Raw genomic sequence first — 12492 nt, 5'->3', positions numbered from 1 at the left:
GCCCACGACGTGTTGAGTACTGGGAATCGGGACGGGATTTATACACCGCCTATTGCTGAGCTCGATTTAGCCTTGATCAGGCCTCAGGCGGGGAAACAGCGCCTCGGAATTGCCGCGGTCTATCGCCGCGCGCAGGAAGGGGTCCAGAGGGTAATTCTCGTACTGCATGTTCAGGAAATCGATTGCCGCCGATGGGGCGAACGGGAAGTCAGTGCCGTATGTGATGCGGCCAGGGTCAGCTACCTCGAGCAGGCTGGGCAGCGCCGCCGGGCTGGCGGACAGTGCTACGTCGTAGTAAAACCTCCGCAGGACGGACTGGTTCTTGTCTGTCAGCGCCGCGAGCGCGCTGAGGGCCAGGTCCTTTTCGTTGAGCATAGTCAGCAGGATCCTGAAGGCGATGTAGGGCACGAAGCCGCCCGCGTGGGCCAGGATGAACTTAATTCCCGAGTACTTCTCCATCGCACCGGACAGGATCAGGCTGAGAGCTGTGCGGGTGGTGTCGAGCAAGAAATCTGCGGCGAAGGCGGGTATGCCCGGCACCCCCGGAGCGGGCAGTTCACCGGGGTGGATGAACACGACGGCCCGGCGGTGGTGCAGGAACTCCAGCAGAGGCCCAAAGCCCGGGTCTCCGAGGTAGCGGCCGTCGTTATTAGCCAGTAGCACGATCCCGTCCGCGAGCAGGGTGTCCAGGGCGTATTGGGCCTCCGCCAGGGCACCTTCCACGTCCGGCAGCGTGAGGGTCGCGAAGAACCCGAACCGCTCTGGCCGAGCGGCCACCACTTCCGCACTGTACTCGTTGACCTCCCGGGCCCGGCGGCGCGCCTCCACCGCGTCCCCGAAGTACACACCGGGAGTGGACAGGGAAAGGATGCCGGTCTGCACGTCGTGCCTGTCCATGAACTTCAACGCTGCGCGCTCCGACCACGAGGGCAGGCCCACGCCGCCGGGGCGGATGCCCTTTTCGTGCATCCAGCCCGCATAGCCCGGCGGAACGATGTGCTGATGAGTGTCGATGCGGTACGGCCGGCTCATCCGGATCCTTGTCCTCGTGCTCGTTTCGCTGATCCGCGGGGCTTTCAAAGGTCGGCGGATGTGAACAATCTACTCGCTAAGCGGACCCAGACCCAGATGCCGGCCGCAAGGCGGCGACTGGGTCTGAGCTGGACCGGGGCCGCCGCAAGCGCCTCGACCTCCCACCACTCGCTGCTATCGGGGTTCGCCGCCAGATGGCCCCCAACGGCGATTTCCTGACACTCGGAAGGGACGCTTTCAGCGCTGCGGCGCCGGAAGTTATCGAGACGGTCCCAGCTGTACCAGCCGGCGCGATCGGTTCCCATCTGCACCAGCCAGGGCCACACCCGGGAAGAGGGCGCATCGTCACGGCCGTGGTCGCGCTTCGGGTGCTGTCCGGATCCAGCTCGGCGCCCGGGTAGGGTCCCTGCACTTCACCCGCTGCCAGCAGCGCTCCCCTCGGTGTACGGTGTGTCATCGCGCTTCCCCCTCGGGCTCCGGGTTCAGGTGTTCCCGGAAGAAGGCGAGGATGCGCCTGCGCGCGTCTTCGGCGGAGGGCTCGTGACAGCCGGATGCAACCCAGCTTGGCGAGCCCTTGTCCCCGAACGTGAGCTCCGACAGGCCATGTTTGTTGAGGAAGCCGTGACCGGCGCTGACAGCCGCGTTCTTCCCGGCGGAGCACAGGTTAGAGCGGAGCTGGTTCTCGCCAGGCTTCTGGATCTCGCTCGTACTTGGGTTTTCACAGCTTTAGCGAATGAGCAACGCTAGGGCGACAGTTCCATGGCCGGACACCAACGCGCGGACCTTTAGGATTCTCCCGCGCGCGTCAGATCATGCAGTCAGGCGTCAGTCGCGGGACTATGGCTGGTGCCGGCTTTGGCGAGCTCGATGAGATTTTCGCTGGATTTCGGGTGATCCCATGCGGTGGTTGCCGCCGTGAGTTCAGCCCCGCATGTTTGGCACCAGGCACCGGAGGCGGACTCCGTCCCGCAGGTCGTGCAAATAATGCGCAAGGATTTTCCGCTCGGAGACCCTGTGTGTTTCTGCGCCCACACCGTTAATGCGTGCAGCACGGGCAGTGCGTCGGTTCCGGCTGCGGTGAGGAGGTACTCGTTCCGGGGGCGCTTTCCCGCGCTGTAGGGCTCGGCGATCAGAAGCCCCGCCCCAACCAGACGCCGGAGGCGTTCGCTGAGGACGTTGTCAGCGACCCGGAGCTCCTTCTTCATGCCGTCGAACCGGTTGTTGCCCATGAAGACCTCCCGCAGGACCAGCAGAGACCAGGGATCACCCAGGACGTCAGCGGCCCGGGCAATGGGGCAATTGTCTTCTGACCAGCTGGTACGGAGCGGCATCAGGGTTCCCTTCAAAGGACGGTTTGACTTGCTTAAAGCAAGCTTATTTACTTTCTTTAAGAAAGCTTGTACTTTGATACTACGCGCCGACACCGGAACGAATCAACCACTGCAGCTCGCCGCACAGCGAACTTCGAGGAGTACGGAATGACTGTTATTGACTTCAGGACTGAGCCGGCAATGGCCGGAGCGCGCGTCCCATCGCCCACCGCCACCCCTCCCGCTGCCCCTTCGGGCATGCTGCCATTGAGCCTGTTCGGTGTTCCGCTGGGCCTGGCCGGACTGGGCGCCGGATGGTCCGCTGCACGGGCCACGCTCGGGGCGCCGTCCTGGCCGGAGGAAGTCCTCTACGGGGCGGCCAGTGCCATCTGGCTCGTCCTGACCACCATCTATCTGCTGCGGGGCCTGCGACAAAAGGGAGCCTTCCGGGCCGATCTCACGCACCAGTTTGCCGGCCCTTTTGCGTCATTCATTCCGCTCGTGGGATCCTGCTCTCAGCCCACTACAGCGAATACCTTCCCGTGTTAGGCACGTGGGTGTGCATAGGCTTCATCGCCGCCCTCACCGTCGTCGCCACCCAACTCTTGGCTCACTGGCTCACCGGCGGAGTATCAATGCAGTCCATTCATCCGGGCTACTTCCTGCCCGTCGTGGCCGGGTCCTTCGTCGCCAGCATCGGGTTCTCCAGCGTGCACGCCCACGATGCGGCGCTGGCCGCGTTCGGCATCGGCGCGTTCTTCTGGTTGGTCGTGGGAACCGTCGTCACCGTGCGGCTGATGACGGCCGGCGAGCTGCCCCCGGCAGCCCGCACCGGACTGTCGGCCTATCTTGCCGCGCCGGCCACAGCGAGTGTCGCCTGGCTGGTTTCCCACCCCGGGCCCATCGGAGCGCTGCAGCTTGGCCTCACCGGCGTGCTGATCATCATGCTGCTGATGCAGCTTCTGCTCATCGGGGAATACCGCAAGCTGGCCTTCAGCCCCCTGTTTTGGGTCTTCACCTTCCCCGTCGCCACCACGGCAAACTACGCCGTCCGCTGGTTCGCCGCGTCGAACTTTCCGGGCCGGGAAATCTATTCCTGGACCGTCCTTGCCCTGGCAACAGCCTTCGTCCTGGTCATCGCCGGCCGAAGCGTCGCGGCAGCGATCGCGGGAAAATCCGAAAAACGCCAGAAAGACGCCCCGGTCACAGTCTAGGCCGATCGGTAAACCCGCCGGCCGACTCCGGTTTCGCAATAGTCGGCCACCGGGGCCGACTCAGCCGCCGGTCGTGGTGGGCCTCGGGGTGACCGGGACTGGTTCAGTGGGAGCAAGCGTCGGCTCCGTAGTGGACCCTGGAGGTTCAGCGGGGCTGTCCGTTGCCGCGCCGCCGGTGACGGGGGCCGCGGGAGCCGGTTCCGCCGTCGTGCTTCCGGACGCCAGTGCTGACGGGCCGGTGGTCCCGGCGGCTCCGGGCGAAGGGGGCGGGGTTGAAGCGGGTGCCGATCCGCCCGCCGGCGTGGTTGTTGCCGAGGAGGACGCAGGCGTGCCGGCGCCCTTGGTGGCGCTGGGGTCGCTCCGGACGATCTCCATAATCTGCTCCTTGAACGAGTTCAGGCGCCCCTTGATTTCGGACAGCGGAACGTCCTGCAGGTTCCGTCCGTACTCTGCGATCTCGGCCCACAGTACGTTCAGCCTGGCCATGTTTTCATCACTCAGTGGCCCGTCCAGCGTGACCACCAGTTGGCTGGCCAGCGCATACGTGAGGCAGCGGATGCAGTTGTAGTTCGCGGCGGCGGACACGTTCTCCGGCACAATCACGTCCGCCTGCCCCACGATCAGCACCACCTGGAAACCGACGGCCACCGCGGCGCAGTCGGCGCAGTTCGCGAAGGCGTAGGCCCCGTTGGTGGTGTCCACGGGTTCGCCGTCCTCGGCCCACACCAGCGCGAACGCGACGTCGTACACCACGGAGCCGTCTTCGGTGTTCACGGCGAGGGCCTGGTTGCCGTCCTCCTCAGGGGCGGCCGGCTTGTCGAACGGGAACACCCACGACGGCGCCGCGACAGCTACGATTCTTGGTCGTCACCGGTTTCTGCTCAAAGCGCCACTGTTATAACAAGGCTGGGGCTCTCCGGCACCTCTTGGGCTGGGGTGCACCTAGGGAGCGGCATGAGCTTCGGCACGATTCAGCCAACAGCTACTTGAATTCAGCAGGCTCCTGGGACGCGCGGAAACTGTGGCGCCGTCAGGCACCCCAACAGCGGGCATTCATAGCAGCAGCATCGGCCCTGGGGCAGAATATCCTAGGCGGCCATGAAATGTGCCCAGTCAGGGAAGGGATCCGCGGGACGTGGCGGCCCCAGGCCTTCGATGCCGTCGACATCGTGGATACCGAGGCGGTCGAGGCTGCAAGGCGGCTCCGGTGCGACTGGCCAATCAGGCGGCTCGTGCCAGTCCGGCGTCTCCCGGTCCTGCCAGTCCTCCCCGGCCGGCTGCTCCGGCGCGTCCAGAAAGTCCGGTGACCGGAGCGAGTCCGCCGTCTCCCAGTCCTCCCAGTCCTGCCGGTTCGCTCTCTCCTGCAGGTCCAAAGACGGCCACTGTGGCAGTTCCCAGTCGGGTTGTTCGCTGGGGTAGTGGCGTCCGGTCGGTGAGGTCCAACCGGGTGGTTCGTGGGCGGTGGCGCCTTCGGGCCTCCATGCGGTGGTGTGTTTCAGGCGGTGGTGCCTGCGACAGGGTTGGCCGAGGTTGCTGATTCCGGTTCCGCCGCCGTCGGACCAGGCGAGGAGGTGATCGGCGTCGGTGTCCAGGGAGTGGTTATTGCAGCCGGGGAAGGGGCAGCGTCCGTCGCGGAGCCGCAGCCATTGCCGCATTGCTTTCGGGATCCGGTAGCTGGAGCGTCCGATCTCCAGTGGCGCGCCACTGCGTGGGTCGGTCAGGACGCGCAGGAACGAGGATGCGCCGTCCGCGACGAGCCGCCGGGCCATGGACGGCGGGATCGGCCCGTACCCGTCCAGGACAGCCGGTTCCCCGGTCAGGCCGAGCAGCGAGAACACCGGAACAGTAACCAGGACCTGCGCCGCCGGCGACGGGACATCACCGGCCCGCCAGGAACCCGCAGGCACGCCGTCAGCCCCGTGGACCCGGCTTCCTGCAGTGAGCAGCCAGGCAGCGGCGACGTCAGCGCGGAGCTGGGTGAGGGTACGGGGTTCGGATGGGCCCTGCAGGATGCGTGCCGCTGTGGTGGTGCGGTCCCAGATCCCGGCCGCTGTGTCTGCGGGGAGGTAAGCGGAGAGCCAGGCCATGCCGTCCCGGTCCGGGACGTACTCCACCCGCCGGTCGGCGGCGCTGCGGTGGTGGCGGGTTTCCATGCTGACCGGGTGGTGGCGTTCCCGCCAGGAGCGGGCCTTTGCCCGGAACCTCGCCGATGTCAGGTTCCCGACCGGGCAGCCCCGCGCCGGGTTCTGGGCATCCGGGTCCAGGAAATGTGCTTCCAGCGCCGCCGCCGCCGAGGGTTCCAGTCCCGTGGTTTCATCACACAGAATGCGTGCGTGCTGCCAGGACACCGTCCCGGACTGCAGCGCGGCCAGCGTCAGCGGCAGCCCGGTGGTCAGGGCCAGGGCTTCGGAGATCAAGGCACCGGCGCTGCGTTCGCTGACGGCCAGGGCACACGCGACCTCGGCGGTCACCGACATTTCCTGTGCGGTGTGTTCCTGGGGCGACGAGGCCGGCGGTGCCAAAGCTTCGGCGGTGGTGGCATATCCGGCCGCGAGGTGCACTTTCACGGCAGAGAACCGGGCCTCCATCTCCGCGGCCTGAACTAGGCCGTCCAGGTATGCGTCCGCCCGCTCCCGCAAAGGATCCGCCCCATCCCGCCAAGGATCCACATCGTCCCTTAACGGAGGATCTGCCGCGTCCGGCGCCGGGTAGGAACCGGCCAGGCCCGCGCCGGCCGTCTCCGGGTTTCGGGTCCCGCGGCGGAGAACAGCAGCCAGCGCGGCAGCGGAAGCACTAATGGCCTCCAACACTTCCACAGCTGCTCTGTTTTCCACACTCTCAGCATGACAGCAGGCACCGACAATTTAGCCGCCGCGCGGAATCCGGATCAGGCCACGACGATGCCGTCTGGCTGGATTCCTAAGCTTGTCCGCGGATCCGAACCTTCAGGGACAGGATCCGCGGACTAGCCCAGGAACTCGGCCCGCGGCACGGACCAACCGCGGCACGGACCAACCGCGGCGCGGAGCAATCGCGGCGCGGAGCAATCGACGCGGTTGGAGCGGCCAAGAACCTACTTCAGCCCCGCCCCCGGAAGCAGCTCCACCGCGGCACGGACCAACCGCGGCACGGACCAACCGCGGCGCGGAGCAATCGACGCGGTTGGAGCGGCCAAGAAGCTACTGCAGCCCCGCCCCCGGAAGCAGCTCCACCGCGCCCACGGAATCGGCCACGAACGCGTAGTCCCAGGCACGTTCGCGCCACTGGACGTACCGGCCGGACGCTCCGCCGTGGCCGCCGTCCATCTCGATCTTCATCACGATCGGCTCCGCACCCATGGACACCGAACGCAGCGCCTGCACCCACTTGGCCGGCTCCACGTAGAGCACACGGGTGTCGTTGAACGAGGTCACAGCGGCGATCTTCGGGTACGCCACTGAGTGCACGTTCTCGTACGGGGTGTAGGACTTCATGTATGCATACACCTCGGGATCCGTGATCGGGTTGCCCCATTCCTCCCATTCCAGGGCGGACAGGGGCAGCTCCGGGTCCAGGATGGTGGTGAGCGCGTCCACGAACGGCACGGCTGCCACGATCGCCGCGTACTTTTCCGGCGCCAGGTTGGCCACGGCGCCCATGAGCAGACCGCCGGCGGAGCCGCCCATGGCGGCGATCCTCGCCGGATCAACCCAGCCGGAGCCGGCCAGCCAGTCGGTGGCCGCGATGAAGTCCGTGAAGGTGTTCTTCTTCTGGAGCTTCTTGCCTTCCTCGTACCAGTGCCGGCCCAGCTCGCCGCCACCGCGGATGTGCGCAATCACAAACACGATCCCGCGGTCCAGCAGCGACAGCCGCGGGATGCCGAAGCCCGGGTCCATGCTCAGCTCGTAGGAGCCGTACCCGTACACAAGTCCGGCCGCAGAGGAATCGCGGGAAACCGACGCGTGCCGCAGCACGGAGAGCGGGATCTTGGTGCCGTCGGCCGCCGTCGCCCATTCGCGGGTGGCCACGTAATCGGCGGGGGAGTAGCCGCCCAGCACCGGGCTTTCCTTGCGGAGCAGCAGCTCACCGGCCGGCTGCGAAGCAGTGGGCAGCACAAAGTCGTACACGCGCGACGGCGTGAAGTAGGACGTGTAGCCCATCCGGATCACGGGCGCCTCGTAGTCGGACCCGGCCACGCCTGCCGTGTACAGCTCCTCGTCGAACGCCGGCTCCACGGGCTCGCCCTGCGCGGGGGTGCCCAGGCCGGCCAGCGGCAGCACCTGGACGCGCTCGATCGTGTCCTTGCGGACGGACACAATCAGGTGCGTGGAGGTGACCCCCGCGCCGTTGACGCGCACGTCGTCGGAATGTCCGACGACGGTGGTCCAGTCCTGCTCGGCCAGCGGCTTGGCGAGCTCGGCCGGGTCCACCAGCGACACCATGGAGTTGATGGCGTTCCGGTTGTGCGTCACCAGGATCTTCTCTGTTTTTTGTCCGTCCGGACCAGCCAGCAGGAACGGTTCCGCCTCGTAGAGGACCCGTTCGTCGCGGGAAACCACGGTGGAGAGCCCGGCGTCGTAATCGTCAAAGCGGAGCAGCCGCGTCTCGCTGTACTCCGAGCAGCCGATGCTCAGCACCAGGTGGCGACGGTCGGAGGCGAGCTCAAAGCCCAGCCACATGGCGACGTCGTCCTCCTGGTAAATCACCTCGTCCTCGGTGACCGGCGTGCCCAGCACGTGGGACTTCACCTGGTAGGGGCGCCAGGCGTCGTCCACCACGGTGTAGAACAGGCGCGTGCCGTCGGGGGAGAAGGAGACGCCGTAGAAGATGTTCTCGATGACGTCCGGCAGCATCTGCCCGGTGCGCAGGTCCTTGAAGCGCAGGGTGAAGCGCTCGTCGCCGGCGTTGTCCACGGCGTAGGCGTAGAGGTTGCCGTCCACGGTCACGGCGGTGCCGCCGATGGAGAAGAACGGCTGGCCTTCGGCTTCCACGTTGCAGTCCAGCAGGACTTCTTCACCGGAAAGTTCGACGCCGGCCTCCACCGCCGGGGGCGTCCAGTCCGCCACCGGGTCTCCGGTGTCCTGTGCCTCGACGCGGCACTGGATGCCGTATTCCTTGCCCTCGACGGAGCGGGTGTAGTACCACCAGCCGTCCTTGCGGTTCGGGACAGACAAATCTGTCTCCTGGGTGCGCCCCTTGATTTCCTGGAAGATCGCTTCGCGGAGCGGTTCCTGGTGGGCCGTGACCGCTTCCTGGTAGGCGTTTTCGGCCCTGAGGTGCTCCACCACTTCCGCGGATTCCTTGGCGCGCAGCCATTCGTAGTTGTCCACGAACGTGTCGCCGTGGTGGGTCCGTCCGAAGGGAACCTTCCTGGCTACGGGGGCGGCGGCCGCAGGGGCGTTGTCGGCTGGGTGCTGCGCTGGAGTCTGGGTCATGGACTCAATATATAAAGCTATTCCGCCGCGGGCACACGCGTTCGCTACCGGGGTATAGAGTGGTCCGCTTTTGACCTGCGTAGCGCCCTGCACACGGCCTCACTTCAGCAACTTAAAGACGAGTAGCCGCCACTCACGCACAGACTGCAGCCTCAAAATAGTCTTTAGGAGTCGGTCGGCGGACGGCCCGGTCCCCCGGGAAGTCCCGCCAGATCGATACTTGGCCCGGACAATGTTCCGGATCACGTTGAGCTGGGCCGGCGGTGACAAGCCTTCTGAGACCGAGGCTTCCCCAGGCGCCGCCGGCCCTTAGCTCACGTGAATTGCCACAGCCCACGGCTCGGCCCACGGCTCAGTGCCGGAGCCGCGAGCCCATTACCCCACGGCGCAGCCCGGTTCAACAGTCCGCGCCGTTCATAACGCCACCCGGCCCGCATGTGACGCAAAGTGTTGCGTAGGTCACATTCGCTCCATAAGCTGAACGAGGTCGCAGCGTCGCGGCCATGCAGGAATAGGGGAACCACTTGAACGACAAGCTCAAGGTATTAGTCCGGCTCGACCTCGATTGTGGACAGGCAGAAGTAGCAGCCCAGGGCCATGTGACGGCTCAAAGCCTCCAGGCGCTGTATGTGGTTGTGAAGAGGGCCAATCATCTGAAAGAAGGACTCCACCTCGTGGTGGATGTCAGCCACGCACGTGTTGAACCAGCTGCAATGGAGCAGCTGCAGGCATGTTCGGAATCGCACCACCTCCCGGCGTCGATTGACCCGCTGCAGTCGGAATGCAACATCAGCGTCCTGGCGCCCGCACCGGCCGGTGCGGAGCTGGGAACCGGGGCGAGGAGCCGGGCCATGAGCCTCGCCGCATAGGCGGCGGCTAACGGCAGGGCAGAGGGCAAGACGGACGACGGCGGCCATCCCGCTTAGGCGGTCGGACCGCCTAAAGGCCCTGCTCGCCCAAGGCCCGGCTCGCCTAAGGCCCGCCCCGCCTAAGCCGCGGGCCCGGACACTGCGCGGACGCTGTTGTTCCGCTTCCCGTGGGTCAGTTCGGCCAGTCCCGGCGCTTCGAGCAGCGGAGGCAGGTACATGCCGAAGCGGCCGCGGTAGCCCTTGCGCAGTCCGTACCATCCGCCCACCGGGTTCCCCGGATCCCGGCCCCAGGCTTCCACTGTCCCCTCGGCGGCGGGCTTGCCTTCGTCAGCGGCGCCAAGCGGCACCCAGTCACCCTGCTCCATCAGCCACCTGTGTAGGTCCTCAATCGCCTGCAGGTGGTACTTGAGCGTGGTGGATCCCACCTGCCAGACCAGGGCCGGCGGGTCCGCGGCTTCGTCGCGGCACATGGAGTACTCGGAGGTGCCCGGTGCCGTCACCAGGGTCCAGGGGTTCTCTTTGGTGCCTTGATCCATGGTGTAGCCGGCCTCCGCGCTTGATCCGACGATTCAGGGCTCAGCGTACTCCGGCGGCGGGCCGGGGATCGGCGGTGCCGTCTGACGCCTGGCGGCACGAGGGTCCCTAGTCCGCCATCAGCTGGCGGATGGCCCGAGTCGTGTGGCGCCTTCTGGTGACTGCCTCCAGGAAACGTAGGCATCAAAGGCCTCTTGTGAGCGACGTTCATCGCGTCGGACCAGAGGAGCCTTTCTGCATACCCAGCCGGGTGGCGCAGAGTCAACGACATATCGTGTCCTCGGCCCACGCCGGAGGGGGCCATCCGCAAGAGTGCAGGCCTTGTCACTGGCCGGCGAGTGCCTCTTCCAGTCCGCTCAGGATCAGGTCGAGTCCGTACTCGAATTCCTCTCCGTAGTCGTAGCCGGGCTTCATGACGTGGTCCGTGACGAACTCTGCCAGGTTCGGATAGTCGTTGGCGGGGAACGGCTCGAACATGTCCTGGGCCATCGCAGCCATTTCGTCTGTGGTTTCGAATGGGATGTTCATCTTCGTCAGGGCGTATCCGTAGATGTAACCGTCGAGGAGTGAGTAGGCGTGGGCCACCATCGCGATGTCGAAGCCTGCTGAGCGTAGCTTGCCGATGACCGCGTCGTGATGGCGCAGGTTGCTCGGCCCGGGACGTCTCCGGGATTCCATCAGGCCGATGGCCCAGCGGTGGCGCGCGAGGACATCGCGAAGCGACAGTGCCCGGTCCCGCATTGCTGTTTTCCAGTGCGCACTGCCTAGGGGAAGGGGGATTTCGCTGAACAGAACATCGATCATCGCATCGATGAGGTCGTCCCTATTTGAGATGTGGCGGTACAAGGCCATGGGAGCGACCTGCAGCATCCCGGCGACCTGCCGCATGGTCAGTGCATCTAGCCCGGCTGAATCTGCATGCTGAATTGCCGCATGCACCACACGCTGCCTGCTAAGGGCCGGGCGGGGATCCTCATGCTTCATCGCCGTCGTGGACATTGGCACTCCTCTGTTCTGTCGAGAGTCAAAGATACCTTTGACTGCGTCTGTGTACTTTGTACGCGCCAGCATATACATTGTACGCATGGCGTGGCGACGTCCACGTTCTCCACATGAAAGGAACGTCATGCAATCTCCAGACGGAATATTTACTGAGCAGCCCCCGGGGGCCGCGCCGGCCTCGCCCAAGCGACTGGCAGCGATCGCGGGTGTCTTCTACCTTGTCGTGGGCATCACAGGAGGCTTTTCTGAGGGCTTCGTCGATCCCTCCCTGTATGTCGCCGGTGACGCGGCCACCACGTCCGCGAACGTGGTGGCCAACGAGGGGCTCATGCGCTTTGGCGTCGTCGCCCACCTCACGGATGCCGTGTTCTTCCTGCTTACCGCGGTGACGCTCTACCTGTTGCTGAAGCACGTTGGCAAGCACGCGGCCCGCCTCATGGTGGTGGCAGTGATAGTCGCCGCCGGCATCATCTCCATGAGTGCCGTCTTCACGTTCGTGGCGATGCAGGTCGCAACGGACAGTTCCTATGCGGGTGCTTTCGGGCCCTTGGGGTCCAGCGCGCTCGTGCTGCTCCTGCTGGAAATCCAGCACTTCGCTGTTCTTGCCGCGCAGGTCTTCTTCGGCCTGTGGCTGGCCCCGTTGGGATATCTCGCGTACAGGTCGCGGCTGTTTCCCAAGACACTGGGCGTCATGCTGGTACTCGCCACGGTCAGCTACCTGGTTGACGTGGTCGTGGCATTCCTGCTCCCCGGACTCGCTGCGCAGATTCACGGCTACCTGGGTATAGTGCCCGCCATCGCAGAGATCTGGATGGTCCTGTACCTGCTCATCGTGGGCGTGCGCTCTCCGCGCTCCACAGATCGGACGCCGGCTGAGGAAGCGGAGCGGTCCCCGCTTCGAGTCAAAGCGCCATGACCTACCATTCCGCCGAAGCGCGTGTGTGGGAGACTCGCGACGTGGACGTTGATTCCGAGCCACCTGAGTAGCCGCGAGCACCAGCGCACCTCAGCAGGTCTGAATCACCTGGCGTTCAAGGCCGGAAGCCAGCAGCGCGTGGACACCTTGGCGCTAGAGAGTTCGCACCACGGTTTGAGCCTGAAGTGGTCCAGGAAGAAT

11 protein-coding genes are annotated in these 12492 nt (G+C 65.7%); 4 read left to right on the top strand and 7 right to left on the bottom strand.

The features are described 5' to 3' along the window. Nucleotides 1-66 precede the first annotated feature (66 nt). Entirely contained in the window at nt 67-1032 is a 966-nt protein-coding gene (locus tag FCN77_RS20645; protein ID WP_137323764.1) for an amidohydrolase family protein, read from the bottom strand. Nucleotides 1033-1850: 818 nt separating this feature from the next. Then, nucleotides 1851-2363 carry a helix-turn-helix domain-containing protein gene (locus tag FCN77_RS20630; protein WP_137323762.1) on the bottom strand — a complete coding sequence of 171 codons (513 nt, stop codon included), beginning with the start codon at nt 2361-2363 and terminating at the stop codon, nt 1851-1853. Between the two features lie 147 nt (nt 2364-2510). Between FCN77_RS20630 and FCN77_RS26085 the strand changes: the two genes are divergently transcribed. Together FCN77_RS26085 and FCN77_RS20625 are read left to right on the top strand one after the other, a co-directional pair. Next, nucleotides 2511-2891 carry a hypothetical protein gene (locus tag FCN77_RS26085; protein WP_175417343.1) on the top strand — a complete coding sequence of 127 codons (381 nt, stop codon included), beginning with the start codon at nt 2511-2513 and terminating at the stop codon, nt 2889-2891. Nucleotides 2892-2899: 8 nt separating this feature from the next. Next, nucleotides 2900-3556 (top strand): hypothetical protein, encoded by a 657-nt coding sequence (locus FCN77_RS20625; protein WP_175417342.1) that lies wholly within the window; start codon nt 2900-2902, stop codon nt 3554-3556. 60 nt (nt 3557-3616) lie between these two features. Here the strand turns inward: FCN77_RS20625 and FCN77_RS20620 are convergent, their stop codons facing one another. The 3 genes from FCN77_RS20620 to FCN77_RS20610 form a co-directional block, all read right to left on the bottom strand. Beyond that, complete coding sequence (locus tag FCN77_RS20620) at nt 3617-4387, bottom strand: hypothetical protein (protein WP_254678663.1); 771 nt, start codon at nt 4385-4387, stop codon at nt 3617-3619. A gap of 257 nt (nt 4388-4644) precedes the next feature. After that, nucleotides 4645-6372 carry an HNH endonuclease signature motif containing protein gene (locus tag FCN77_RS20615; protein ID WP_254678662.1) on the bottom strand — a complete coding sequence of 576 codons (1728 nt, stop codon included), beginning with the start codon at nt 6370-6372 and terminating at the stop codon, nt 4645-4647. Between the two features lie 363 nt (nt 6373-6735). After that, complete coding sequence (locus FCN77_RS20610) at nt 6736-8970, bottom strand: S9 family peptidase (protein WP_137323759.1); 2235 nt, start codon at nt 8968-8970, stop codon at nt 6736-6738. Between the two features lie 524 nt (nt 8971-9494). Between FCN77_RS20610 and FCN77_RS20605 the strand changes: the two genes are divergently transcribed. After that, the gene (locus FCN77_RS20605) at nt 9495-9839 is read left to right on the top strand and encodes a hypothetical protein (RefSeq protein WP_254678661.1); all 345 of its coding nucleotides are present in this window, start codon (nt 9495-9497) and stop codon (nt 9837-9839) included. A 119-nt stretch (nt 9840-9958) separates the two neighbouring features. On the opposite strand, the gene FCN77_RS20600 is transcribed toward FCN77_RS20605, so the two are convergent. Together FCN77_RS20600 and FCN77_RS20595 are read right to left on the bottom strand one after the other, a co-directional pair. Beyond that, on the bottom strand, nt 9959-10375 hold the full coding sequence (locus FCN77_RS20600; protein ID WP_137323758.1) for a DUF6855 family protein: 417 nt from the start codon (nt 10373-10375) through the stop codon (nt 9959-9961). A 322-nt stretch (nt 10376-10697) separates the two neighbouring features. Beyond that, complete coding sequence (locus FCN77_RS20595) at nt 10698-11372, bottom strand: TetR/AcrR family transcriptional regulator (protein WP_137323757.1); 675 nt, start codon at nt 11370-11372, stop codon at nt 10698-10700. A 127-nt stretch (nt 11373-11499) separates the two neighbouring features. On the opposite strand from FCN77_RS20595, the gene FCN77_RS20590 reads away from it, so the two are divergent. Beyond that, nucleotides 11500-12291 (top strand): DUF4386 domain-containing protein, encoded by a 792-nt coding sequence (locus FCN77_RS20590; RefSeq protein ID WP_175417341.1) that lies wholly within the window; start codon nt 11500-11502, stop codon nt 12289-12291. The last annotated feature ends 201 nt before the right edge of the window (nt 12292-12492 follow it).

The sequence above is a fragment of the Arthrobacter sp. 24S4-2 genome (assembly GCF_005280255.1).
Taxonomy (GTDB): Bacteria; Actinomycetota; Actinomycetes; order Actinomycetales; family Micrococcaceae; genus Arthrobacter.
The sequence above is the reverse complement of the archived record's forward strand: the minus strand, read 5'-3'. Positions and strand labels throughout refer to the sequence as shown.